The sequence below is a fragment of the Streptococcus mitis genome (assembly GCF_002096755.1).
Lineage (GTDB): Bacteria > Bacillota > Bacilli > Lactobacillales > Streptococcaceae > Streptococcus > Streptococcus mitis_AC.
Genome location: NZ_NCVF01000025.1, coordinates 194,070 through 219,554 on the forward strand (window position 1 = coordinate 194,070; position 25,485 = coordinate 219,554).

General features: G+C 40.8%; 30 protein-coding genes. 1 reads left to right on the forward strand and 29 read right to left on the reverse strand.

The window, feature by feature from the left end:
* Window positions 1-70: 70 nt before the first annotated feature.
* The 29 genes from B7700_RS08295 to B7700_RS08440 all read right to left on the reverse strand — a co-directional run bounded on the left by B7700_RS08295 (window position 71) and on the right by B7700_RS08440 (window position 24,553).
* Entirely contained in the window at window positions 71-1,624 is a 1,554-nt protein-coding gene (locus B7700_RS08295) for a damage-inducible protein CinA (RefSeq protein WP_084888279.1), read from the reverse strand.
* Window positions 1,625-1,878: 254 nt separating this feature from the next.
* Entirely contained in the window at window positions 1,879-3,411 is a 1,533-nt protein-coding gene (gene cls / locus B7700_RS08305; protein ID WP_084888280.1) for a cardiolipin synthase, read from the reverse strand.
* A 133-nt stretch (window positions 3,412-3,544) separates the two neighbouring features.
* Window positions 3,545-4,489 carry a 3-oxoacyl-[acyl-carrier-protein] synthase III C-terminal domain-containing protein gene (locus B7700_RS08310; protein ID WP_084888281.1) on the reverse strand — a complete coding sequence of 315 codons (945 nt, stop codon included), beginning with the start codon at window positions 4,487-4,489 and terminating at the stop codon, window positions 3,545-3,547.
* Window positions 4,490-4,503: 14 nt separating this feature from the next.
* Window positions 4,504-5,766, reverse strand: a complete 1,263-nt coding sequence (locus tag B7700_RS08315; RefSeq protein WP_084888282.1) for a F390 synthetase-related protein — start codon at window positions 5,764-5,766, stop codon at window positions 4,504-4,506.
* Window positions 5,744-6,559: an MBL fold metallo-hydrolase gene (locus B7700_RS08320; RefSeq protein WP_084888283.1), complete on the reverse strand. Its 816-nt coding sequence runs from the start codon at window positions 6,557-6,559 to the stop codon at window positions 5,744-5,746. The genes B7700_RS08315 and B7700_RS08320 overlap by 23 nt, the downstream gene beginning before the upstream one ends.
* Window positions 6,534-7,514, reverse strand: a complete 981-nt coding sequence (locus B7700_RS08325; protein WP_084888284.1) for an NAD-dependent epimerase/dehydratase family protein — start codon at window positions 7,512-7,514, stop codon at window positions 6,534-6,536. Before B7700_RS08325 ends, B7700_RS08320 begins: the two co-directional genes overlap by 26 nt.
* Window positions 7,515-7,517: 3 nt before the next feature.
* Complete coding sequence (locus tag B7700_RS08330) at window positions 7,518-8,786, reverse strand: glycosyltransferase (protein WP_084888285.1); 1,269 nt, start codon at window positions 8,784-8,786, stop codon at window positions 7,518-7,520.
* Window positions 8,787-8,978: 192 nt separating this feature from the next.
* Window positions 8,979-9,452 (reverse strand): SP_0198 family lipoprotein, encoded by a 474-nt coding sequence (locus B7700_RS08335; protein ID WP_084888287.1) that lies wholly within the window; start codon window positions 9,450-9,452, stop codon window positions 8,979-8,981.
* An 86-nt stretch (window positions 9,453-9,538) separates the two neighbouring features.
* Window positions 9,539-10,789 carry a folylpolyglutamate synthase/dihydrofolate synthase family protein gene (locus B7700_RS08340; RefSeq protein ID WP_084888289.1) on the reverse strand — a complete coding sequence of 417 codons (1,251 nt, stop codon included), beginning with the start codon at window positions 10,787-10,789 and terminating at the stop codon, window positions 9,539-9,541.
* 304 nt (window positions 10,790-11,093) lie between these two features.
* The gene (locus B7700_RS08345) at window positions 11,094-11,399 is read right to left on the reverse strand and encodes a DUF1292 domain-containing protein (protein WP_000017620.1); all 306 of its coding nucleotides are present in this window, start codon (window positions 11,397-11,399) and stop codon (window positions 11,094-11,096) included.
* 15 nt (window positions 11,400-11,414) lie between these two features.
* Window positions 11,415-11,834 carry a Holliday junction resolvase RuvX gene (ruvX, locus tag B7700_RS08350; protein WP_033628869.1) on the reverse strand — a complete coding sequence of 140 codons (420 nt, stop codon included), beginning with the start codon at window positions 11,832-11,834 and terminating at the stop codon, window positions 11,415-11,417.
* A gap of 3 nt (window positions 11,835-11,837) precedes the next feature.
* Window positions 11,838-12,104: an IreB family regulatory phosphoprotein gene (locus tag B7700_RS08355; protein WP_000507059.1), complete on the reverse strand. Its 267-nt coding sequence runs from the start codon at window positions 12,102-12,104 to the stop codon at window positions 11,838-11,840.
* 86 nt (window positions 12,105-12,190) lie between these two features.
* On the reverse strand, window positions 12,191-12,760 hold the full coding sequence (locus B7700_RS08360; RefSeq protein ID WP_084888291.1) for an SP0191 family lipoprotein: 570 nt from the start codon (window positions 12,758-12,760) through the stop codon (window positions 12,191-12,193).
* 60 nt (window positions 12,761-12,820) lie between these two features.
* The gene (gene spx / locus B7700_RS08365; RefSeq protein ID WP_000591165.1) at window positions 12,821-13,219 is read right to left on the reverse strand and encodes a transcriptional regulator Spx; all 399 of its coding nucleotides are present in this window, start codon (window positions 13,217-13,219) and stop codon (window positions 12,821-12,823) included.
* 131 nt (window positions 13,220-13,350) lie between these two features.
* A complete protein-coding gene (locus B7700_RS08375; protein WP_049543967.1) occupies window positions 13,351-14,412 on the reverse strand; it encodes a M24 family metallopeptidase in 1,062 nt (353 codons plus the stop codon).
* The gene (gene uvrA / locus B7700_RS08380; protein WP_084888293.1) at window positions 14,405-17,236 is read right to left on the reverse strand and encodes an excinuclease ABC subunit UvrA; all 2,832 of its coding nucleotides are present in this window, start codon (window positions 17,234-17,236) and stop codon (window positions 14,405-14,407) included. The genes B7700_RS08375 and uvrA overlap by 8 nt, the downstream gene beginning before the upstream one ends.
* A gap of 469 nt (window positions 17,237-17,705) precedes the next feature.
* The gene (locus B7700_RS11205; RefSeq protein ID WP_192855678.1) at window positions 17,706-17,852 is read right to left on the reverse strand and encodes a hypothetical protein; all 147 of its coding nucleotides are present in this window, start codon (window positions 17,850-17,852) and stop codon (window positions 17,706-17,708) included.
* Between the two features lie 53 nt (window positions 17,853-17,905).
* Complete coding sequence (locus B7700_RS08385) at window positions 17,906-18,298, reverse strand: ArpU family phage packaging/lysis transcriptional regulator (RefSeq protein ID WP_084888294.1); 393 nt, start codon at window positions 18,296-18,298, stop codon at window positions 17,906-17,908.
* A complete protein-coding gene (locus B7700_RS08390; protein WP_084888295.1) occupies window positions 18,298-18,717 on the reverse strand; it encodes a DUF1492 domain-containing protein in 420 nt (139 codons plus the stop codon). Before B7700_RS08390 ends, B7700_RS08385 begins: the two co-directional genes overlap by 1 nt.
* 116 nt (window positions 18,718-18,833) lie before the next feature.
* Window positions 18,834-19,148, reverse strand: a complete 315-nt coding sequence (locus B7700_RS08395; RefSeq protein WP_049543972.1) for a hypothetical protein — start codon at window positions 19,146-19,148, stop codon at window positions 18,834-18,836.
* A 116-nt stretch (window positions 19,149-19,264) separates the two neighbouring features.
* Window positions 19,265-19,789: a hypothetical protein gene (locus B7700_RS08400; RefSeq protein WP_049543973.1), complete on the reverse strand. Its 525-nt coding sequence runs from the start codon at window positions 19,787-19,789 to the stop codon at window positions 19,265-19,267.
* A gap of 331 nt (window positions 19,790-20,120) precedes the next feature.
* Entirely contained in the window at window positions 20,121-21,644 is a 1,524-nt protein-coding gene (locus tag B7700_RS08405; protein ID WP_049543974.1) for a DNA primase family protein, read from the reverse strand.
* Window positions 21,637-22,152 carry a hypothetical protein gene (locus B7700_RS08410; RefSeq protein ID WP_049543975.1) on the reverse strand — a complete coding sequence of 172 codons (516 nt, stop codon included), beginning with the start codon at window positions 22,150-22,152 and terminating at the stop codon, window positions 21,637-21,639. Before B7700_RS08410 ends, B7700_RS08405 begins: the two co-directional genes overlap by 8 nt.
* Window positions 22,149-22,421 carry a transcriptional regulator gene (locus B7700_RS08415; protein ID WP_077804409.1) on the reverse strand — a complete coding sequence of 91 codons (273 nt, stop codon included), beginning with the start codon at window positions 22,419-22,421 and terminating at the stop codon, window positions 22,149-22,151. Before B7700_RS08415 ends, B7700_RS08410 begins: the two co-directional genes overlap by 4 nt.
* Window positions 22,414-22,755: a hypothetical protein gene (locus tag B7700_RS08420; RefSeq protein WP_000058832.1), complete on the reverse strand. Its 342-nt coding sequence runs from the start codon at window positions 22,753-22,755 to the stop codon at window positions 22,414-22,416. The genes B7700_RS08415 and B7700_RS08420 overlap by 8 nt, the downstream gene beginning before the upstream one ends.
* Window positions 22,752-22,967 (reverse strand): hypothetical protein, encoded by a 216-nt coding sequence (locus B7700_RS08425; RefSeq protein ID WP_049543980.1) that lies wholly within the window; start codon window positions 22,965-22,967, stop codon window positions 22,752-22,754. Before B7700_RS08425 ends, B7700_RS08420 begins: the two co-directional genes overlap by 4 nt.
* 98 nt (window positions 22,968-23,065) lie before the next feature.
* Window positions 23,066-23,359, reverse strand: a complete 294-nt coding sequence (locus B7700_RS08430; protein WP_049531945.1) for a hypothetical protein — start codon at window positions 23,357-23,359, stop codon at window positions 23,066-23,068.
* Window positions 23,360-23,715: 356 nt separating this feature from the next.
* Window positions 23,716-24,345, reverse strand: a complete 630-nt coding sequence (locus B7700_RS08435) for a Rha family transcriptional regulator (RefSeq protein ID WP_049543981.1) — start codon at window positions 24,343-24,345, stop codon at window positions 23,716-23,718.
* Between the two features lie 37 nt (window positions 24,346-24,382).
* Entirely contained in the window at window positions 24,383-24,553 is a 171-nt protein-coding gene (locus B7700_RS08440) for a helix-turn-helix transcriptional regulator (RefSeq protein WP_239682354.1), read from the reverse strand.
* A gap of 150 nt (window positions 24,554-24,703) precedes the next feature.
* Between B7700_RS08440 and B7700_RS08445 the strand changes: the two genes are divergently transcribed.
* Complete coding sequence (locus tag B7700_RS08445) at window positions 24,704-25,330, forward strand: helix-turn-helix domain-containing protein (protein ID WP_049543985.1); 627 nt, start codon at window positions 24,704-24,706, stop codon at window positions 25,328-25,330.
* Window positions 25,331-25,485: the final 155 nt, after the last annotated feature.

The window sequence follows — 25,485 nt, forward strand, 5'->3', positions numbered from 1 at the left end:
TAAAAAGAAAAATCAATATCTTGTGTTAAAAATCCTAAAATTTTTAAAAATCCACAAGATATTGATTCGGTTATTTAATTTTATAGATTTTAAACTCTGAGTAATCAGTCTTTACTTGTTGGTAATTTTCTTTCAAAATTGTTTCCACTTCAGACCAGACTGCTACCTTATCATTCACCACAATCACCTTAGGTTTGTTTTCTTTCAAGTCATTGATTAAACTAGTTTTATTCTCTTCTGTACTCGTGTAAAGAAGAGGTGATGGGAACATGGATCCAGACAAACGCTGGCTTTCTTTATACATCTGAACATGTGAATCCCAAATATAGATTTGGTCACCATCACTCGTCTCTTGTTTGACTCTATCTACCACTTGATGTTGTTCTCTATAAGAAGCTGGATGCAAGACAAAACGAGCTACAAAAGGAATTGCAATCAGATAAACCACCACTAGGATCGGTAAGTAGAGATTCCCTTTCATGAATTTTTTCCATAAAGTAGGAACTTCTTCTCTTCTACTACGGCGAGCTCCCCTAGCTGAATGTTTCCCACGAATACTGGTCATCAAAAGAAGGAGTAAAAATGGAATGATTAGAATCAAACGCGAACCGTGAAGAGATTCTTGAGAAAAAAGCAACAAAGCTAATACAAATAAGAAAGCAAAACTAGCTGGCACTGAAATAACATACAATCTTGATGCCTTTGATTGGAACAATCCTAGAAAAACAAGGAAGAGAGCTCCTAAACCAAAGGTCAACAAACCATAGAATACAACATTATCCATTAGTTGAGGATTCGTAAAGACCTGAAGGGAATCAATCGGATATAAAAGACTTCCCATAGCTCCTCCAAAACTACCTGAAGTAAGCACATAGTAGCCTACTGGATAAAAGATGAGAGAAAAACCAAGTGCCGCTGCAAAAAACTGATAAACTCCATGAGCAAGTCGACCATGCCCAACATTAAAGACAAATAAACCGATCGTTACTACTGCAATAAAGAGAAGACTTGTAAGAGGCTCTATAAAAAATGATAGGGCCAAGAAAATCCCCAGACGTAGAAATCCCTTGTCATGGTTAGGATTTGATAGATAAGCTGCTATGAACGAAAATCCTGCAAACAGGAATGGCAGAGCTAAGATCGTAGCATAGCCTCCTCCAAAACCGAGACCGGATACCAAAATATAAAATATGGTTAGGAGTTGCTTGGCTTGTTCCCTTTGTCCCGTCAGATAGTCAGTTGAAGAAAAGAGGAAGTAACCTCCTCCTAAGAGAGCTAGCCATTCTACCAAGGCAAAAAGAATGCCTCCTTGGGTAATATAAAGTGGCAAGTAATAAAGAAGACCGTGACTAGCATAATAGCTACTGTAGAGCTGTCCTCCCTGATGTAAAGCCCACCCTATATACAAATCCTGCGCCTGAGAGGGACTTACCATATCTAAAAGTAAAGGTAGCACCACAGAAAAAACCGTTGCAATCGTACTTCCAATGATGAGTCTGAAAAATGGAAAAGCTACCTGTTCTTCTTTTTCTACATGAGATTCAAGGTTCCTATCCAGTCTATTTTCAATTTCATTACTCTGTATCGTTTCGGATACTTCTTCGATTCTGCCATATACAGCCATGTCGTTTCTCCTATTCAATTTATCTGTCTTAGTATATCAAAAAGACCTAAAATTGTCAGCTTGCGATGGCTGTTTGAGTGATTTTTTGCATAGTTTCACAAAGGTTTCAATTTCCCGAAATCGGTGTAAATGCGTCTGTTTAAATGACATGATATAATCCAATTCTTTCTGAGTCAGCATCGTTCCTCCTATATCTTCTTATTCGTAAAAGGCAAGAAAAATAGGACTGGGTTGTATCCTAAGTCCTAGATTTCTTATAAGATTGGGGCAAATAACTGGGCAATTTCCTTAATCAATTTTTGATACCAGCTATTTTTTATCGTATGAGGGAAAATTTCTTGCGATACTGAAAAAATCTCCTCAAAATCTTTTTGAATCTCTGTGATTGATGCCGTTTTATATAGCAAAACTGCATCTTCATAGTGATGAAGCAAACTTCTATAATCTAAATTAATGGTTCCAACTGCAGCAAAGTCCTTATCCACTATGATTTGTTTACTGTGGATAAAGCCAGGACTATACTCAAAAATCCTGACTCCTGCTGATAAAAGATCTGGATAGGCCCCTCTTGTGATGAGTTGAATTAATTTTTTATCCGGAATGAAAGGTGTCACGATACGGACATCAACACCCCTCATGGCTGCATTTTTAATACTCTCTGTTAAATCATAGTCAATAATCAAATAGGGCGTTGTGATATAGACTGAATCAGTAGCCTGATTAATCAAACTTTGATAAACTTTTTTCCCTACCTGAGTACGGAAGATGGGCTTGGGTCCACTACCGTAAGGAATGCAGAGCCCTTGGCCAGAACGAGGTTGATTTTCCAAGTGATACTGATCAAAATCACTGATTTCCCCACGATTGATGTACCAAGTCATCAAAAAGAGACGGGTTAGAGCCTTGACACCAGGGCCATCTATGCGAATCCCACTATCCTTCCAGTAGCCAAAACGTTCTACATGATTGATGTACTCATCGGCTAAGTTAATGCCTCCTGTATAGGCTACCTGACCATCTATGACAAGGATTTTACGATGGTCCCGATTGTTGTAAGCCACCGTCAAACGAGGAATCACCTTGTTAAACTTATGGGCTTCAATTCCTCGACTACGAAGCTGAATAGTGTAGTCTCCGGGTAAAGTCGCCATACAGCCGATATCATCATAGAGCATCTTGATCTCTACACCCTGAGCTGCCTTTTGCTCTAGTATATCTAGTATGCTATTCCACATCAGACCTTCTTCGACAATATAATACTCTAGAAAGATAAATTTCTCAGCTTTCTTGAGATCTTCCAGCATATGTTGCCACATGCTTTCACCTGAAGGAAAGAATAGTGAGTCCGTTCGATCATATACATCGGCATTGCTATCCATACTCAACAAAGATTTAATAACTCCGTAAGCCGCCTTATCATCTTCCTTCAATTTCTGGCGGAGAGCTTTACTGTTATCCTCCCGAAAATGCATAGAACCAAGTCTATCCAACTGCTTGATTTCTTTTTTGGACAATCGCCTTTCACCAAACATCAGATAGAGCAAGGGGCCGATGACAGGAACAAAAGTTACCACTAACCACATTACTTTGCTTTCAGGCGCCATTGAGCGATTGACAATTGCGACAATAGTCGCCATACTCATAAAAATTAAGACAATTACCCATAGAATAGGGGCCATGCGCCCTAAATAGAGAAAGAGACCAAAAACAAGACACAGTTCAAGCAGCATAATCGAAAGACTAAAGCCATACTTGGACATTAATAATTGAAATTTTCTATATTTCATACATCCCCTTTCTTTTAACCTTCCCCCTAACCACCTACTTAATAGTTGCTTCCACTAGTATACATCAGTTAACAGCTAGATGGCAACAATTTACTCTTGCTAAAGTTTCAACCATTATGCTTTCATATGCGTATTACAGTTTGAGAGCCAACATATTGACCGTCATACCGGCTGCAGTTCCCATAAGATAGATGACATCTCCCTCCTTGACCAGCCCTTTATCTAATGAATAAGCCAAGCCAAACGGTACAGAGACTGACACCATATTTCCATAGTCAGTGACGAGATTGAGATATTTTTCCTCCGTAACACCTAGTTTTTCCATAACCAAAGGAAGAGCACGACTTGCTTGATGGGGAATGATATAGTCCACATCTGACAATGCTAGCTGCGTTTTTTCTTGAAACTCTTCAAACATGATTGGAATTTTACGAGCAGACAAGAGGAGAATTTTCTTACCCTTCATGTCAAACATATAGTTGGTCTTAGTCGCTTCAGAGTACTCTTTTGGTTGAAAAGAGGTCAGACCTCCACGAATTTCCGTATCGTGAGCTCCTTCTGACCAAGTACGTTGGAGACTAGCAATGATCCCTTTTTCCTGATGGCTTTTTTGGAAAATAAAGGCTACTGCCCCATCACTAAAGAGTTCAAAACTTTCTTTTTGCTTGGGATTAAGCCCTAAACTTCCAACCTCACTGGATACAATCAAGACACGTTTGTATTCGCCCGCCTCGATCAAGTGGGATATAGTCGATAGAGCAGAAATAAAGCTGGTACAGGTTGTATTGATATCCATAGCTGGAATTGAGAATCCCTTAGCTACACGCTCATGAATCAATGCTGCTGTACAGGGAATAGGCTGGACTCCAACAGCACTAGCCGAAACCAGACAATCAATATCCTCGATTTTTAAATTTGCTTTTTCAAGTGCACTCTGAATAGCCACTTCTGCTAAATCTAGTTGTGTTTCTTCATTTTCTACTACACGGTAACGTGTTTGATCTTTGAATTGGACAGTATTCTTTGGAAGGCAGACACCGTAACCTACGATTTCTATATGTCTTTTTACTTCTGTCATTATCTGTTTTCCTTTCATAAACGTTGGATACGTTTGAGTTTACGACTTGTATTCCAGTGATAATCTGAAAATTGGATTTCAGGAACTATAAACTGCCTTTGCTGGGCCAAGAGTTGGAACTGTTGTCGAATAGCTGTCTCCACATCCTCATCTCGCCGGCTTAGACCAACTTCCACTAGTTTCTCGGAGTGTTGTTTGACGTGGTAATCTCCTATATTCTCCACAAAGAGGATGCAACGTCTGATAAAGTCTGGATAGATGGTCACCTGTCCCCCATCCAGTCCATCGAAATAGAAGATGTCGTCAGAGCGTCCTTCGACCTTGTCAATTCGTGTATAGCAGGAGCCACACGGACAAGGCTTCGGATTCTCAACCAAGATATCATTGAGCTGGTAGCAATAAACAGGCTGACTACTTCGTTTAAAGTCCGTAATCACTGGATAAAAACGGCGTTCATCCAGATACTGCTTTTCCACAAAGATAATATCTTCGTTGAGATGCAGATTGCCAACCGAGCAAGTGCAAGCTAGGAAGCCTTCGGTCGCCTGATAAACCTGGTCAATAATGGATAGAGAAAAGGCTTTTGCGATGCGTTCCCTATCACTATCTTCCAAGATTTCTGCCACAGAAACTATTTTTTGTGGATGAATAGCTAACTCCCCAGCCTTGAGACGCTTACTCAATTCAATCAACATAGAGGCTGGTGCCACAACAATCGTCGGCTGGTAGTTATTCAGTCGCTCGATATGGTCATCTGTATGTTTAAAAATATCAAAATACTCCAAACGAATAAGTGCCGTATTGATGGTCTGATAGAGTTCATTATCAGCTCTCAGGAAAAAGGCGATTCGGTGTCCAAACAGCTGGCCCTTGGGTAACATCTTAGCTAAGATAGCTGCTGCCCACATACTTCGCTCTTTCTCCGTTGTGATAAAAAGCCCCCGATGTCCAGATGTCCCTGAAGACAGTCCGACTGCCACATCGCCTTTGAGTTTAGTGAAATCACGAGTCTTTTCACTTTCAATAGCCAAGGCCAAGGCTTCATCCCGATCTACCCCTTGGGTGTTAAGCTCGTTGAAACGCTCCATCATAAAAGCCTTGTCCATATGGTCAAAGTCACTAGGAACCCCATTTTTAAAGTAGGGCGACTCTCGCTTTAAAAAGTTCATATAGTTAGCTAATTGCTTTTTCTGATAGTTCTCTACAGCTTCTCGAGATTTGAAGTTATGAAGCCAGCGAGTTTGGATAAAGGTTTTAAGAAAGGTTCCTTTTTTCATATATGATACGTTCTATCCTTTCTACAGGGTCATGGCTAACAACTACTTCAATACCATCTCTCAAGACTTCCTCCAAAAACTCTGTCCCCTTGATATAGTCTGCCTTATTGTCCTGAACCAAGGAAGGAATCAGGAGCATCTGCTTGGTGTAAGGCAAAAGGTCAATTCCCCAACAGAGGTCTGCTGCGATAAGGAGATTAAAGTCTGGAAGGTACAGACAAGCTTGCCCCCTTGCATGCCCATCAACAGAAGCTACTAGGATACTTCCATCTCCAAAAAGGTCACTAGTCGGACGATAGGGAAAGGTTGAATCTTGCTGGTCAGCTCTGATAATGATTAGATTTTTTTCAAAAGAAGCTGGCAAAAACTCCTTGAAAATCAAGTCTTTCAGTGTCGGTTTCTTGTAAACATCATACACTTCCTGAGTCAAGATAAAAGTTGCATGAGGGAAGAAGCTAGCCCCTCCCAAATGATCTGGATGCAGGTGGGATAGGATGATATAATTAATTTCTTCCGGTTTAATTCCCTTAGCTTTCAGCAAATATGAAATCTGGTCCTTCTCCGTCATTTGAACAGGTGTTCCCAAACGATAGAAACCATAACGAATCTGAGTCCTAATATCGTAATGGTAGCCCGTATCATAGAGGAGATATCCCTTCTCCCTATGTTTGATAAGAAAAACCCCGGCTGGAAAGGTCATCTTTTTATTCTTGATTCCCTTAAATAGCAAACCTGTATAACTCGTGCAATATCCTGCTGGGAAATAATCAATGCTTTCTATAATCTTTGACATATTGTTCAATCCCTTCCGAAATACTGATTTGAGGACGATAGCCCAAGTCTCGCTCCGCCTTGCTGATGTCCAGCGTCTGGCTATACCTCAGCAAGTAATAGGTATAGCGTGTTAGAACCGGCTCACCTTTGAGTTTCAAAATCTTATACAGAAACTCTAAACTACTTGCAATAACTGAAAGAAGAGGAACCGGCACTTTTCTGTATGTTATCGGATAGCCAAGCCCTCTCAAGGTTTCTTCTATCAGATCCTTAAAGGCTCTTGGTTCCCCATTGGTAATATTATAGACTTCGCCACTAGCTTGAGGAGCCTCTAGAGCCAAGCGAATGGCTAGAGCGACATTTTCCACACAGGTCATGTCCATCAGCTGACGGCCATCCCCTATCAAGGGAATACCAATCTTCTGACTGAGTTTAAGAACCCGAGGCAAAATACTGGTATCCCCAATCCCAAAAAGCCCACGAGGTCGTAAGATCATACTCGGAACATCAGGATAATCCTTAAACAGCTTCTCCGAAGCTATTTTACTACGAATGTAGTTGTTCAGATTATTTTCCTGAGGCGCAGCGCTTTCTTTGATAGCTATCTGATCTCTAGGAGCAGCATAGATGCTAGGCGAGGACACATAAACCAAACGCTGAATACCAGCCTCTCGACAAGCATCCAAAACATACTTGGTCCCTAAGACATTTGTCTGGTAGAAATCTTCCCAAGGTCCCCAGACGGTAGAAAGAGCTCCAGCATGCACAACCATGTCCATACTCTGACAAGCCTGAGTCAGGTCTTCTTGCTTGGTCAAATCTCCCTGGATAAATGCCACAGAGGAGTTCTCTAAAGACTGACCAACCTTGCGATTACGTCCAAAAGCTCGTACCTGATAGCCATGCTGACTGAGCTCTTCAACAACATACTTACCTAAAAAGCCCGTAGCACCTGTTACCAATACTTTCTTCATGTTTTATTTCTCCTTGTCCCCCAAGAGTCGATATATTTCATTCTTGAGGATTTCTGTTGGCTGATAGTCTTGAGCTACACGACTGAGTTTGTTCAAGTCTGACCAGTCATCTCTAGCCAATAGTTCATCAAAAGCGCGTCCAATCACTTCCGTATCCTCTCGTTTAGCAGTCAAGGCAATCCCTGCCTCTAATCCACGAACCGCATAGTCATACTGATCATAGTCATGAGGGAGAATTAAGGCAGGCTTGCCATAGATAATACATTGGTAAAAAATACCCGCACCACCATGATGAATCACATAGTCCATCTGAGGGATATATTCCTTATAGGGAAGATAGGATACCACAGAAACATTGTCCATGAGCTCCTCACATTGGAAGCCTTGTCCACCGAACCCCAGAGTTACAAAGAAGTGACAGTCCGGATGGGCTTTGGCTAATTGTTGTGTCTGGTAGAGGAGGTTGTCTTTGGCCCATGTTAGCTGAGTCCCACAGGATACGAGGACTTTTTTATAACCTGCATAGGGAGACAAATCGAGGGGATAATTCTCTGCCCTCTCAATCGAAGACCCAAAAGGCCCCACCCAAAGGTAGTGCTCTGGAAAACCACTTTTCAGCTCCAACTCTTTCATTCCAATTCCCAAGATGGAATAGGGCGAATAAATAGTTTCTTGATTTTTTTGATTGTAGAGTTTAAAATCATAACGCTTCAAGCGTTCTCTCAATAAAAAGGTTACGATTCGTTTCCCTAAACGAGTCACTTTTCTTCCTAACCATTGCTGAGTAGATTGGAAAGGATTCTTTGGACTGCCCATTCCTCCAAAGAAACAAGGCGGTCCATCTGTCGTTTCAATAGCAAACTGTGTCGCCATGGTTGTTATCCAAGGAATTCCCAACTGTTCCGCTACAAGTCCTCCAGAGAGGGTTATAAAATCCGCAATAACAATATCTGGTCGATTTTTCTGCCACTCTTGCACTAGTTGGTAAGACACCACATCGATCAAATCAAGACTAGCTGACAACTGCCGATAAGCAGAAATAAGATTTAGCTGCCCTTCATTGTTAGCTACACGCTCAAACTCATCTACAGAATTTTCTAAAATGGGAAACACCTGGTATCCCATCTCCTCTGCGACAGCTTTTCGTTGCGGTCCTGTGAATAATCGAATATCATACAAAGGATCCTTCAACAAAGGTGCGAGTAAATTCAGGGTTGGGAAGAGATGTCCACTTAAAGGGAGTACTACCACGTCGATTTTGATTCTCTTCATAAATCTAGCATAACAAATTTTTAAAAAAAGAACTACTCAAAAAGTGTACCACTCCTAAAAGTGGAACTTATATTTAAAGAAAAGGAATGGATCTCGTATATGACCCATTCCTTTATGTGTATGATTTATCTAACTTTTATCGAGTAATACATCAAATATCTTTCATCTTATCGAAATTTTGATAAATAAGCTTTACTTAGATAAAACAATGCGATCAGACGCTTCTCTATCCATATCGTCGATAATCATCTGATTTCCATTGATTGCATAAATCTTGACATCATCCCCAATAATCATGCGTTGATTAGCGGCATCAAAGCTAACCTGCTTGATTTCTTGTTCCCCATCAGTTTCCACCTGTGTCCATGTACCAGTTGTTCCAGTTACCACTAAAGTGATACGGTCTCCTTCGTCCTGACCGGTATAAGTTCCATCAATATTGGTTGGTTGAGCCTCAGGCGCATTTTGTGAAGAACTTGTTGCTGTCTGGTTTGAATTTTCTGCCGAAGATGAAGCAGCAGGTTGTGATTGCTGAGTTTGTTGTGTTTGTTGTGTTTGCGAGTGAGTTGCTGGTTGTTGAACTTGTTGAACTCTTTGTGAACAAGCTACTAAGAGACTAAGACTTGCTAGAGAAGCAAGAGAAAGTGTGAATCTTTTTAATTTCATGATGAATTTCCTTTCTGCTACCAATTTACAGAATTTTTTCCTTCTAACTAGTAGTTTCCCTAGTATAACAAGTTCAAAAAAGGAGGTCAATTCATCTGCTCATGCCCCAGTAGATAGCCCCGTACTTCTGAGATAAAATAGAGAGACCCTGTAACGAACAACAAATCCTGGGCATCTGCTCTTGCTTCAAAATTGCTAATAAATTCTCGGTAAGAAGGAACTATATCGTAACCTGTTACATCTGTTTCATCCAAAGAACCTTGATAGTCAAAGCCGGTCACCTTGAGTTCCACCTGAGGCAATTTTTCAGTCAGATAAGCCAACATCCCTTGATAATCCTTCCGTTTCAAGGCTCCAAATAGGATTTGAGGACGATATCCTTCCTGCTCTTTTTCTTTAATAAATTCAACCAAGCGAGTCAAGGCAGGGAGGTTATGAGCACCGTCCAAGTAAATTTGAGGACGAATACGCTCCAAGCGACCAGCCCAATGGGTCTTCTCCAAAGCCTGTCTTACAACCTGCTCATCAACAACTTCCTTTCCTTCCATCATAAAAAGAAGAAACGTTTGCAACGCCAAGGCCGCATTTTCCTGCTGATAAGCTCCTTCTAAATCTATTTTCAACTGTGAAAGGTTAGCCAAAGAGCTTGAAAAATCCCCATTCAGCATTGAAAAATCTTGGCCTGCCTGATAAAGGTCAACAGCTAAAGAGTCTGCTTTTTTCTGACAAACAAGCCTAGCTTCTGAAGGCAACTTAGCAATCACTGCCTTTTTACCAGCCTTAAAAATACCAGCTTTCTGCTCTGCAATTGCTGCTATACTGTCACCCAGAGTCTCCTGATGGTCAAGTCCGATGGAGGTGATGACAGCAATCTCTCCAGTTACCACATTGGTCGTGTCAAGTAAGCCGCCAATTCCCACTTCTAATAAAACCAAATCCACCTCTTGCTCCCTAAAATAGAGAAAAGCAATCAAGGTCAGCAATTCAAAAAAGGACAACTGATCATGGGTTTGCAGAAGTGTTTTTTCCATCTCCTTGATCTGCTCAGCTAAACGGATAAAATCAGCGTCTGCTATAGATTGTCCATTAATGCAGATTCGGTCATTGATGGAGATGATATGAGGGGAGGTAAAGGTCGCAACTTTTTTGCCATGCCCCATAAATAACTCCCTCATGAAAGCAATGGTAGAACCTTTCCCATTAGTCCCGGTTACATGGATAATAGGATAAGACTTCTCGGGATTCCCTAACAAATCCACCGCTTGCTGCATTCGGCCTAAACCTGATCGAAAATTCAAACCAATCCGACTATGGAGCCATTCTTCTACTTCAAACATATACATCTCCTTGACAAAAGTCTAATCAATTATCTAGCAAAATTCCGTAGATAACAAAAATGAGGTCAGGATTTTCGTCCCGACCTCTTACCTGGTTAGCTAATCACTAGCAACTATGGATATTAACGTGGGGTAAAATTCTCCCCAAATATTTCAACTCTTCTAATTTCTAGGAGTTGGGCTGATACAGTCTCCCAGACTTACTGACGGTTTTTATTTTTAGCGTCAGGCTAAAAACATCCCCCGGACTTACCAGTTCTCTCTTATTTAAAGGAACTGGGGTAAAAATGTTCACTGAACATTTTTACTCCTCCATAAAGCTGTTGAAGACTTCTTCAATCATGTTCCATTCGTCTTCTGAGTCTTCTGGGATTGGTTGCAATTCGCCTTCTGTTCCATCTTCGTTTTCGATGAATGAGTAAGCTTGGATTTCAACTTGTCCGTCTTCGTCTTCTTCTGCGTTAACTGGTACTAGAAGAACATAGTTTTTACCAAATTCTTCTTTTCCATCAATGGTCAAAAGGATTTCAAACAAGGTTTCATTTCCCTGCTCATCTACTAGTGTAATTAATTCACGTTCTTCGTGGTCGTGGTTATGATCGTGTGACATAGCCTCTCCTTTGTATTAAAATTTTCTATCTAAATAATTTTGTAAAATCAGCTGAGCTGCTAACTTATCAATGACTTTCTTGCGCTTGTTACGGCTAATATCTGCTTGCTCAATCAACATGCGCTCTGCGGCGACTGTTGTCAAGCGTTCATCTTGATAGTCTACTGGTAAATCAAAAAGCTCTTCTAACTTTGCTCCGTAGGCTTGACTAGCTTCCACACGCGGTCCACTTGTATTGTTCATGTTTTTAGGCAAGCCCACTACAAATCGTTCCACCTTGTAAGTATCAACCAACTCTTTAACGCGGTCAAAACCAAATTGACCTTGCTCCTCATTGATTTGGATGATTTCAAGTCCTTGAGCTGTAAAACCAAGCGGATCGCTAATAGCCACCCCTACCGTTTTTGAACCGACGTCCAATCCCATAATTCTCATAGGTTATAGATCGACTCCTTGTCCTTTAAGGTAGTAGCGGACCAATTCCTCAACGATTTCATCACGCTCATACTTACGGATTTGATTTCGTGCATTATTATAACGAGGAACGTAGGCAGGGTCTCCACTCAATACGTAACCTACGATTTGGTTGATTGGGTTGTAGCCCTTATCGTTCAACGAAGCATAAACATCAGTCAGAGTTTCGCTAATTTCTTTTTTATTGGAATCGTCCAATTTAAAACGTACTGTTTCTTCAGTAAATCCCATTCTAACACCCTCTTTCCTTAGAATAGTACCATTATAGCATAATTCCTTACGTTCTACAATTCAGGTAGTCTATTTATTTGGATTTTCTATTGTTCTGTCGCGCCATTTGCCAATCTGTCTGAAATATATTTGCTTGGTTCATTCTTCAAGAGACTTTCTAAACCAATGTTCTTCAAATATTCTAACTGAGAAGCCTTCTTGACATCCAAAACTTGAAAATCAAAACTAGTCGTTGTTTGAAGTTCGGTTGCACTCAATAGTTTAGTTTCAAGCTTAAATCCTGCTAATTTACGAGCTTCTATGATGGCCTCATCCTTCTCCTCTGCCTCGAGAAGAGCTTTTTGAGTTTCTTCCACTCCATGTTGGTCAATATAAGTTTTCAACTCATCAGAGACTGGACGCTTTTGTTGAATGCTTAAGCTCAAAAAAGTCTTGTCTTTGTAAGTAATGGTTTGGGTTTGCTGGCTACCATCATCTGACTTTGGCAAGACCAAAGTCTTGGTCACAACTGTATTCTTCTCGGCATTTTCAATAACTGGCAATGCCGACTGAAGCGTATCATTTTCTGTTTTTGTAGCTGGTCCAGTTTCTTTTTTCTGTCCGCAACCAACCAGGACAAAAAGGAAAGCCAGACTAACAAGAACTATTTTTTTCATTTCTTTCTTCTTTCTTTTTGAAATTAAAATAAGACTGGGAGTTGCTCCCAGCCTTGATGTTTATAGAGCTGCACGCAAACGTGCTTCTGCATTTTCTACATTACGGACAGAGCGTGGTAGGAAGGCACGAATATCATCTTCCTTATAGCCAACTTGCAGGCGTTTTTCATCTACAAGGATTGGGCTCTTTAAAATTCTCGGTGTTTCCATAATCAGATTGAGGACTTCGTTGACACTCAAATCTTCAATATCCACTCCAAGGGCTTTGGCATAGCGATTTTTAGATGAAACGATGCTGGCTATTCCGTTATCTGTTTTGGTTAGAATATCCAGTAATTCTTCTCTCGTAATTCCTTCTTTACCAAGGTTTTGTTCTTTATAACTTAACTGGTGGGCATTGAGCCAGGTTTTTGCTTTTTTACAGCTAGTACAACTTGAGACTGTATAAATTTTAATCATGTACCTACCCCTTTCGCTACATGTTACTATCAGTTTAGTCTATTATACCATAAAAAACATCCGACTTGCGACCTATTTTTAAATTTTTTTGACTTTTTTCGTCATTTTCGTACTTTTTTCTTGACAAATAACTAAATGACTATCAACTCTTTTGGAGCTAGGGTCAACAATTCACAACCTGTCTCTGTAATCAGGATATCATCCTCAATACGAACGCCATATTTGCCTTCGATGTAGATACCTGGTTCATCGGTCAAGGCCATACCTGCCTTAATAGTTTCTGTAGAAGTTTGGCTAAAGTAAGGCTCTTCATGAATATCCAGCCCAATACCGTGTCCGATACCGTGGGTAAAGTAGTCGCCATAGCCTGCTTCAATGATAATATCACGAGGAATTTTGTCAAAGTCACGGAAACCTAAGCCAGCCTTAGCTTGGTCAATCAAGGCTTGGTTGGCTTTGAGAACCGTATTGTAAATCTCTGCCTGCTCATCACTGACGTGTCCCAAGTAGATAGTCCGGGTCATATCACTGACATAGTGGTCATAAAGGCAACCGAAGTCCATAGTAACGGCTTCTCCTAGTTCCACTGGTTTGTGCATAGGATGAGCATGAGGTTTGGAAGAGTTGATACCACTAGCTAGAATAGTGTCAAAAGATAAGCCAGATGCTCCCAACTCACGCATACGGAAGTCAAGGAAGTTGGCAATTTCAATTTCAGTTTTTCCTGGCTTAATAAAGTCAAGCGCATCGCGGAAAGCTTGGTCTGAGATAGAACAAGCCTTGCGAATCGCTGCAATCTCTGCCTCATCCTTAATCATTCGAAGACCTTCAACAAACTGAGTTTGTGGAAGCAAGTCAATTCCTTCAAAGGCTACCTGCATACGGTGGTAATAAGATACTGAAATCTCATCCTCAAAACCGATTCGAGACAAGCCCATATCCTTAACAATGCCTGCAATGACAGCCAATTCATCACGGTCAGCCACAATCTCAAAGCCACTGGTTTCTTGCTTGGCTGCAATGATATAGCGAGAGTCTGTTACCAAAACCTGACGGTCACGACTGATAAAGACTGTTCCATTTGAACCCCAAAAACCAGTCAAGTAGTAGACGTTTTTAAGGTTGTTGATAATGATGCCATCTAGTTCTTTTTCTTGCATTTTAGCAAGAAATGCTTGTACACGTTTATTCATGATGTAACTTTCCTTTCAAATAGTGTCCTGTGTAGCTGGCTTCATTGGCCGCTACTTCTTCTGGTGTTCCTGTTGCGATGATGGTTCCACCACCGACACCGCCCTCAGATCCCAAGTCAATGATATGGTCTGCCGTCTTAATAACATCTAGATTGTGCTCAATGACAAGGACTGTGTTGCCATCGTCGACAAAGCGAGCCAAAACTTTAAGCAAGCGAGCGATATCCTCTGTATGAAGTCCTGTCGTCGGCTCATCCAGAATGTAGAAAGATTTTCCTGTCGAGCGTTTATGGAGTTCACTAGCCAACTTCATACGCTGAGCTTCTCCCCCAGAAAGGGTGGTAGCTGGTTGCCCTAGCGTCACATAGCCTAACCCCACATCCTTGATAGTCTGAAGTTTGCGTTGAATTTTTGGAATGTGTTGGAAGAATTCCACCGCATCGTTGACGGTCATATCCAAGACCTGCGAAATATTTTTTTCCTTGTAGTGGACTTCTAGGGTTTCACTGTTATAGCGAGTCCCGTGGCAGACTTCACAAGCCACATAAACATCCGGCAAGAAGTGCATCTCAATCTTGATAATCCCGTCACCCGAGCAGGCTTCACAGCGACCTCCCTTGACATTAAAACTGAAACGCCCCTTCTTGTAGCCTCGAATCTTGGCTTCATTTGTCTGAGCAAAGAGGTCACGTATATCGTCAAAAACTCCTGTATAGGTAGCTGGGTTGGATCTCGGCGTTCGTCCAATTGGGCTCTGGTCAATATCAATCAAGCGATCTACATGCTCAATCCCAGTAATCGTTTTAAACTTACCAGGTTTGTCTGAATTGCGGTTGAGTTTTTGAGCAATGGCTTTTTTGAGGATGCTGTTGATTAAGGTCGATTTCCCTGAACCTGATACTCCCGTCACCGCAATGAATTTCCCTAGTGGGAAGCGAGCAGTGATATTTTGCAGGTTGTTCTCACGCGCACCTGTCACTTCGATAAAGCGACCATTTCCCACACGGCGCTCGTCTGGTACTGGAATAGCACGTTTACCCGACAAGTACTGGCCTGTGATAGACTTACTGTTGCGAGCCACCTGTTTGGGAGTTCCTGCAGCAACAATCTCCCCACCAAAAACACCGGCACCGGGACCAACGTCAATCAGGTAATCCGCCTCACGCATGGTATCTTCGTCGTGTTCTACCACGATGAGAGTATTTCCCAAATCGCGCATCTTTTTCAGACTGGCAATCAGGCGGTCATTGTCCCTCTGGTGAAGACCAATCGACGGCTCATCCAAGATATAGAGGACACCTGATAGGTTGGAACCAATCTGGGTTGCCAAACGAATACGCTGACTTTCCCCACCTGAAAGGGTTCCTGCTGAACGAGACAGAGTCAGATAGTTAAGACCCACGTTATTAAGGAAGGTCAAACGGTCCTTGATTTCCTTGAGAATGGGACGAGCAATGATGGCTTCATTTTCAGACAAGGTTAACTGGCTCACCAACTCCAAGTGGTCTGCGATAGACAGGTCTGAAATTTCTCCGATATGCGGCCCTTGGTCACCACCAACACGGACAGACAAGGCCTGGTCATTGAGACGGTAACCGTGACAAGTTCCGCAGGTCAATTCATTCATATAGAGGCGCATTTGAGTGCGTGTGTAATCACTATTAGTTTCATGATAGCGACGCTTGATATTAGTGACAACTCCCTCAAAAGGAATGTCGATATCGCGCACACCACCAAATTCATTTTCATAGTGGAAATGGAATTCCTTACCATCAGATCCATAGAGAATCAAGCTCTTATCCTCTTCTGACAAGTCCTCAAAAGGCTTATCCATATCCACTCTAAAGGCTGTCATAGCCTGCTCTAGCATGTTTGGATAGTAGTTGGATGAGATAGGATTCCAAGGAGCCAAGGCTCCCTCACGTAAGGTTTTGCTGGCATCTGGCACCACCAAATCAGTATCCACCTCCAGCTTGATGCCCAAGCCATCACACTCACTACAAGAACCAAAAGGAGCATTGAATGAGAAGAGACGTGGCTCTAACTCTGGAACAGTAAAGCCACAAACTGGACAGGCATAATGCTCAGAGAACAACAACTCAGAGTCGTCCATAGTGTCGATAATGACATAACCTTCTGCAATACGAAGGGCAGCCTCAATGGAATCAAAGAGACGGCTACGGATGCCCTCCTTGATGACAATACGGTCAACCACGACATCAATATTGTGTTGCTTGCTCTTAGACAACTCTGGCACTTCGGTCACATCATAGACTTCCCCATCCACACGAACACGAACATACCCATCTTTCTGAATCTTTTCAACAACGCTCTTGTGCTGTCCTTTTTTCTTACGGATAACTGGGGCTAAGATTTGCAGGCGCTGGCGTTCTGGCAACTCCAAAACCTTATCCACGATTTGCTCCACAGAAGAAGCCTGGATGGCTCCATGTCCGTTGATACAGTAAGGCGTCCCCACACGTGCGTAGAGGAGACGCAGATAGTCATTGATTTCAGTTGTTGTTCCCACCGTCGAGCGAGGATTTTTACTAGTCGTTTTCTGGTCGATGGAAATAGCTGGGCTGAGACCATCAATAGCATCCACATCAGGCTTCTCCATATTTCCCAAGAATTGACGAGCGTAGGCTGACAAACTCTCCACATAGCGGCGTTGTCCCTCAGCATAGAGGGTATCGAAGGCCAGACTGGATTTCCCTGAACCTGACAAGCCAGTCACTACAACCAGCTTATCTCGCGGAATCTCCACATCAATATTTTTTAAATTATGGGCACGCGCCCCATGAATGACAATTTTATCTTGCATCTTTGTTCTTTCTAGTCCATTATTGCTTACCATTATACCAAAAAAAGTGAGATTCTATTACCCAAAAGGCTGAATTTGTAGTATAATAAAAAACTTCTTATTTTATGTTTCCTTAGGGCTTCCTAACCCTTATATCACGCGCTTTTTAACAAAAATCACTAATATTACTTTTTACTACTTGCTCCCCCAAAGTACGCAAAAAGGGGAGCAAAAAAGCCCCACAAAAGGGCTAAGATTTGACGAGTTCAGCAGGCAAGAAACTAGCACGGTCAAACGTGCTTTTTTTATTGCTGGTTGCTGATAGGTATATTATACCATGAAGCGCGTGGTTTATAAGATTATGACCTCACAAAAGCCCCCAGATTCGTTTCTAAGGGCTTGTAGTTTGTCCGTGGTGTTTTAGTTGTCCAGTACGAAACAAAGCAAAATAGGGGGCGAATATGAAGCCTACGCCTACATTTGCCAACATTTATGCTTCTAACTCTTGTAGTAAGGTTAAATCTAAACCATCAAGGTCAAAATCTATGTTTAAATCGATGTCTATATCCATGTTTAAATCTATCTCCACATCCTCTAATTGGATATTCTCCAAATCAATCAAAAAATCTTCAATCATGTCATTCCCCCTCACTTAAATCTCAACATTTCTCAACAAAATACCACAAACGCCTACTTATATGCTTCTAGCTCTCCGTTCTGGTGGATTCTCGCAAAGTTTAAGACGGCTATCTGTTTGTATCGGTGATAACTAGTGGAGCTAGTACCTGCCATCTCTACGCATTCACTCATAGTTTTCTTTCTCATATAGCAATAATGGATAATAAAGTATTTTCTGGCTCGCTTGTTCTCTATACTGTTGATGTCTTGGGCGAATATTTCCAATCCCTCACGGATTGCTTTTTCATGCTCACCGCTCAAATTCCACTGATCAGGTAAGACAAGTTTCCAAGCCTCTTCATCTATCGTAACTTGGTTTTCACTTCCTGCCATCCTCTGGAAACGTAGAAAGTAAGTCATCCGCTCTCTGACGTTCATCATCGTTTTAAACTTATCCAGCTCCATTAGTTCGCTCCTTCCACCTTGCTCAAGTGTTCTATAGCTTTTTGCCTAATTAAGTATACATTTGTTCTTGATTTTCCTATTTCTTCAGCTACTTCCAAAGCTACAAGATCATTCAAGTAAAAAAGTCTTAGAACAGAACGCTCAAGCGGATTGTCCAGCTTATCAATTAGCCCAGATATTGCCATTCTTTCCTCAGTAAGTCGCTCGATCCTCTGAAGCGTATCCTCTTTTAGTTTTAGAACACTTATAAGATTGTTCTCTGTCTTGTTCTCTCTGCTTGTCTGTACCCTGCTATGGCTTAGTGTTGGCTTTTTGATAATACCACCTTCCAGGGCCTCCAATTCCAAATATAAGCCTTTGATTTCCTTGCTTATCCACTTAACGCCCTCTAGTTTTTCTTTTACCTGCTCTGGTGTCATGCCTCGGCCTCCTCTATGATATAATATTTTTATCGGAATATCACAAAGGAGTCAGCCCTGTGCTGGCTTTTTTTGCATTTTCTCGGCGTTCGCTCGGAGTTCAAATATCTGCACCTTTACCATTCCTCGGGTTCGCTAAACATACTTTTAGGCAAGCCACAAACTGAAATTAAATACTGACAAGCGTTGTAATCTACCCAAAGCGCCCCATCTTCAGAATGGTGGAAATACTTGTCTGGTAGCGTTCCAAGGTATGCACCATTTTTATATATAGACACCCCACCTTTTAGGCTTGGTAACAATCCGGTATATCCTCTGCGTAGTCCATGCTTCAAAGCGTTGCTATTGCCATATTTGGGCTTTCTATTGCCCTTGTTGCCTTTTGCTACTTGATTGCCCGGCAAAAATCTCCCTCGGCTATCGCGTTCCATATTTCCCCCTTCTACGGTGTTCGTTTGGTAAATTGCAACTACTTCACTATCTCCCCCTATATGGAAAAACCCAAAACTATTGACTTGTTAACAAAAAGGGGATTGCTCCCCTGTGTTTACTGACCAGAATAATCAGCAAGTCCTTTATATTCGCCCTCTACGTCCAACTTTTGGAGTAGGTTAATGCTTTCATTACCCAACATTTTCAACGTACCAAAAGCAGTCATAGAATCCATAGGGATAGGCTTATCAGAAAGCAAGCGATCAGCATAGTCTAATAGTTCCAGCTCGTAATCTGTGACCTTATTCAGCAAGCTCTCAAAGTCCTCTGACTCCTTGAGTTGGAGCACGCGCTCCCGTTTATAACGTTCTTCAAATGCTTCATCGTCCACTGGTTGGTTGTAGTAGTCTTTAAAACTGTCACAAATACGCTTGAAGGTCTTGTTCAGTTTGTTATCCTCCACATACTCAGCTACAAGCGTCCCTTTATCCTTGTGAGTTATTGAAATAGATGGTACTTCATAAGTTCCAGTCATATATCCCAGTAGCGCGTGACCTGCTACCATAGCAGTATCTAGGTCTTTAAATTCGTAAGTGAAAGTAAATGTTTTGGCTTTGTCTGAAAATGTTTTTAGTGTCATGTTGTTTTTCCTCTTTCTGTTTTAAGGTAAATTATGTAAAATACCTTGTTTTTGCCATTTTTATCTATGTTTTTTATACACTTAGAAAAAGTTTTATACACTTTATTTTTGAAGTGTATAAAATTAAAAGCCTGTCATATCAAGGGTTTAAGCCCTGTTTTATACGCTTTATACACTTTATACACTAGTTTATATAATTTACAGGAATTATAGTGCTTAATACTGTAAAAGAAAAAACCTGCCGTATAAAGTGTATAAGTGTATAAAGTCCTTGGCGCTCTAAGGGTTGCAAGTATAACACTTTTTTATCAAGTGTATAAAGTGTATAAAGTTATTGCTTCTTTTTTGCTTTACCATTAAAGTATCCCCGTTCATTTCTAGCTTTTCTCCGTTGCTCTGGCTTTTCCCTACCGTTAAAATATGGATGTGCGTAAGGCGCTGTATCTTCATGCGGATAGAAACCAGAATGAAGTTGTCTCCCTGATGGTATTACTTTCTGGCCTGTGGTTATCCAACTTGGTAGATTACTTTTTATCTCTCGATGCAACCCCATTTCTGTCTTGTGTAGTTTCACCCCATAATATTCCGTAAATCCTTTCCAGTTATGGAAAACAAAACTATTAGGCAAAAACTCACTTGATAGTTCATCAGTAAAGAATGAAGATACAAAAGCGATAACTGGGTTGTTATCCTCATGGTATTCTTGCAAAATCTCCTTTGATTTCTCTGGTGTGATGTCCTTTGTCGGTGTTTCAAGGGCTAGGCGTGTGAGATACTCTAATACTTCTTTCCTGTTGATGTAGTCGTCTTTAATTGCCTTGTTTGGTTTCCCTTTAAAGACCTTGGTAAATGGTAGAATCTTAAACCGCCTGTCAATCGCTGACCTGTCCCCGTTCATTCTTGGTAAGCCGTTGGATGACTGGATAATAGTCATATTCAAGCGTAAACTATAGGGGCGCTTCCCTTTGTCCTCTATAGTCATAATGTCCCCAGTCGCAAGGCTAAACATATTTGACGTATCTTTAATAACTGCATCCTTTTGTACGTCGTCCCCAATAACCAGACTCTTACCTAACAGAATGGAGGTAGAAAAACGGCTTTTATCGAACTCAGTCATCTTGAGACTTGCAACGTTCTCCATGCCTACTAGATTAATAAGTAACTGCTGAAAAGTTCCTTTACCAGTCCCACCCTCGCCATAAAGCCAAAAGATATTTTTTAGGGTTCTACCTGTGATACTTGCTTTAATAATCTGGATAGCTAGGTTATATAATTCTTGATCATTGTCAAATAATTCAGCAAGCCACTTGCTGGGCTTCCAACCGTGTATAGTAGGCTCATAGGCTTCTGGGTCGTACCTTGTACGGATTTTTCTAGTTACAATAATGCTAGGTGTTAAAGGTTCAAACGTTTCCTTACTAGCGTTATATAGCTGGTTTCCGATAACCGTATAATCATTTTGGATAGACTTCAACGGGCTACGTCTAGCGATTTTGTAAATCGTATCAAAGGCTTGTTTTTCTGTCGTATCAGGTTGAATGGTTGAGATTAAATCTTGAAGTAACTCGTTATCTTCTAACCAAATCCCCTTATCAGGATGATAGAAATACAAGGGCGCTTTCTGTCCCTGCACTTCTGGTCTGATTCTCACAAATCGGATATACTTTCTAAGAAAGTCAGCAACCTCCAAAGATTTAGATGGTCTATCTTCCCCAAGATTCTTACATACGTTGAATAAAAAGCCTTGTACCCCTTTAAAGGTTGTCAGATAGCTTTCTGATTCTTCTATTACCTTAATGGGTTCACGTTGCTGATTCTCTTCAATGATTTTATTTACAATGTCGTCACTATTCAAAAGCCACCTCCTTATAGAATTTTGTCGCTACTTCTAGGAAATAGCTTGCTAGGTCTTTACGCTTGACGATTGTAGAAAACAAGTCCACCAGCTGACTAAAACTGTAGCCATTCACAAATAGCAAGCGGACAAATAGAGAAGTCTCGTACCTGGTATAAATGCCGTTACAAATCAGGTCGAAAATCCAGCCTTTCAACTCCATGCCAAGCCCCTGCCGTTGCTCGGTCAATTTGTTTACCTCTAAATCTTTCAGAATCATCAGCAAGTCAGGACTGGCCAAACCTATCTCTAAATCTCTGGTCAGTTCCCAGCCCTCTGCTTCCTCGTTTTCGTCTTTAACTGCCACATACAAACCTTTGTAGTGGAAAGCCGTCAAGCCCTCGCCTATTGGCTCAAAGTAGATAAATTTGTAATGTTCCCCATTCTTCCATACTTGAGTAGGATTTGACTTGAGAAAGCCAAACAAAGGCAATTTGTCAGCGGATAGAATTAACTCCAGCACCCTCATTCATCCACCCCCATAAACTTCATCAAGTCAGAAATTCTATAATAGATTTTCCTAGTATCTTCTAGTGGTGGTTGATACCGTCTTAGCCCTGCTTTTTCCCACTTTTGGAGTGTCATGTATTTTATATCTAACTCGTCCATGACTTCCTGGGCTGATATTAAGCCTGTCAGTCGTGGTTTGAGTCTATCACGCGCTTCATGGTATCTTTCCACTACCTCCAGAATTCCATGCACTAGGTCTTGCTCACTTTCTCGGCTTAGGCTAAACATATCCGCCCACCTCCTTCAAGGTTTCTTTGTAGCTCTCTAAATCAGCATTTAAAAGGACAGTTAGGCGTTTCTGTTCTTCCTGTACTTGGTTATAGAATGCTTTTGCTCCGTCCAGTAACTCCTCTTTGTTAGCAGGGATAAAATATCCTCTAAATGTTCCGTGTCGAACCCCAACAATAGGAACGCTATGGCGCGTGATTAGACGGCTGATAATATCTTGCACGGTTCTTTCTGCTAGCTTAGTGATCAGGCTGATTTCTGCCCCTGTTATGGAGTTCTCAGCCCCTACCTTGATTAGTCTTAATACTCGTTTGTCATTCTCTGATAGACTCATTCAGTTCCTCCGTAAACTCTTACCCCTGCAAGCTGGATATAACGCCCATAATCAGGGCTTAAATCCTCGCTAGGTGTTTCTATCGTCTGTTGGTTTTCTCGCTCAAATTGGGCGCTTTTTTTGCGGTCTCGGTGGTTTAGATAAAGCAATATGCCAATCGATACCACGGTAACAAAAATCGCCTGTATGTTGGTTAAATCTAGTTCGTTCATGTTATGCCCTCGCCTTATAGTTCTTGATAAATTCCGCTTGTTTAGGTTGTTCCATATTCAGCAAGTCGTCTTCGGCTTGTGCCATTTCTTTAATATCTTTAGTCATGGTATGCCTCCAGCTCTTTAGCGTCGTCATTGTTCAAAAGCAAAAAGGCTATTTCATTTAGACGATCGTATAGCTTTTCATTCTGGGCGTATGCTGTATCAGTGTATTTTTTAGCAAGCCATAAGAACATGGTTGTATCTTTCTGTAGTGCAAACTCAAGCCCTTCAAGAGCTAGGTTATTCATTTCTAAAACATTCATGATGTCGGTTAATTCGTTCCCTAATTCTGCTAGTTTCTTAGCCGATAATAGAACTTGTTGGCTTGATGTTGCTTTTTTTGTTGTCATGTTTTTTACCTCTTTTTCTATCTTTTTATACTTGCCACGATGGCTTTTTAATACTTTTTTCTTGCCTACAGCCTCACGCTCTCGGTCGCCAAACTTCTGAGCGTGGGGCTTTTTGAGTTGTTTCTTATAGACGATATCTTCACGCTCAGAGTCGCCAAATTGAAAGCGTGAGAAAGTACCAGTTTAAAGAGTTGGCGCTCTCCGTATGGTCAAATTGCCCTAAATATGCTATAATCTAGGTATAAATCTTTACTAAAACCTTTTTGATAATGGCTTGCCTGCTTTTTGTTAAATTCGTTTTAGTGTTAGTGTGAAAGGCTTTGCTGATTGGTCTCGGTAAGCCTTTTTTGTTGCAATCACGCGCTTCTTTGGCGTGTATTTTTATTTCTGAATGCCATAGCCTTGATTTCTTGGTAACTCATATTCAAGCCAATCATAGCTATTACCATGTCCTCAAATGCCTGGTATTGCTCCAGCTCGTCACTTGTCAAGCTATCAATGCCATTGTAGCCCCCACGTTCTTCCCTTAACTGCTTAGCGTTCCTGTCGGTTACTGCCTTCAGTAGCAGGTTGTTCATGGTGCTATGTGCATGCTTTGGTGCATTAGGCCATGTCTCAATACTGTCATGCAAGGTTTTTCTTTTTGGCTTTTCTAGCGCTCTCTGCATACGAAACTTAGAAAGTTCCTCACGCATTTCAAAGAATGCTTTGACCAGGTTCATCTTAAAACGCCTTACAGGTTCGGTATTCTTTAGATAAGTAATCAGCAAGGTCGCTTGTTGCTCATTCAAGCGATAGATTTTCATCGGTCTCCCTCGCCCGTCTAATTTACGCATTTCAAATGCGATAATTCCGTAGCTTTCAAAATCAGCTTTATGCTTCCTTAAAAGTTCTTGTATTGTGTGATGAGTGACTCCAGCACATTCAGCGATGATCTCACTCGTAGTATACGGCTCTTTTTTACCGTCCATATAGACTAATTCCATTGGCTTACTCCAATCTTTACTTTTGCATACTTTTTGTTTAAAAAAATATATCTTCAATAGTGATATCTGGAAACATTGGTAATAGCAATTTTTTGAAAGCTATTTTCTCAGTATCCGTAAATGAGCAACGCCCTGTTTCTTTGTTGTAGTATGTTTGCTTTGTCATACCTAATTTTTTTCCTAGCTCTGCTTGGGTTAGCCCCAACATATTTCTGTAGCCTTTAATTTTATATTTTGGCAATCTCATCACCTCCTTTACTTTTGCATACCTTAATTGTAACCAATATTTTTTAAAAAGTCAATACTTTTCTTTACTTAAAAACAAAAAATAGTTATAATTTAAATACGAGGTAAAAAAATGGAAGTGAATAATATTGAAGTAGGAAACCGAATTAAAAGTATTAGGCTTGATCAAGGTGCAACTATGGAGGAATTTGGTAAAGCATTTAATACCAGTAAGGGGACTGTTAATAATTGGGAAAAGGGGCGTAATTTGCCTAACAAAGAAAATTTGTTAAAAATAGCAAAACTAGGAAATCTTAGCGTTGAGCAACTATTATATGGCAGTTCTGCTAGAAGTCGATATAACTGGGACTATATCCTAGATTACATGGAAAAAACTAGAGAAGAGCTCGATGAAGAAGCTTTTGAAAATACCAAACAAGCTATCGATAGTGCATTTTTTATCCGATTAGACTTGAATGATATTATAAATCTATATAACTATAATCTCCGAAATCCTATTCCTGTTAAGGATTTAAACGGTATGAAAAAATTCTACGAATCACAGGCCAATTTCTTAGAAGAATATATTTCTAGTCTTGACTATACAGAGAATAATATGGATATGATCATGGATTTGGAAATTGAAGCTAACTTTAATCGAAGATATATAGACAGAATTGACCGATATCAAAAAACGGGGATTTGGGCAGAAGACTATCTAAAAGAGTTAGAAAAATTCAAGCAAAGCCAAGAGAATTGAACAATAGCAACAAAAAAAAGGTAAGTCAATACCCTTACCTTTAACCAATCTAATATAATCAACCTAATTGAACCAGATGGAGCTGGTGTTAACTCTCTACACACTATAGAGGACGCTCCCGATAAGATGATTACAACATCATTATACCACTCTTG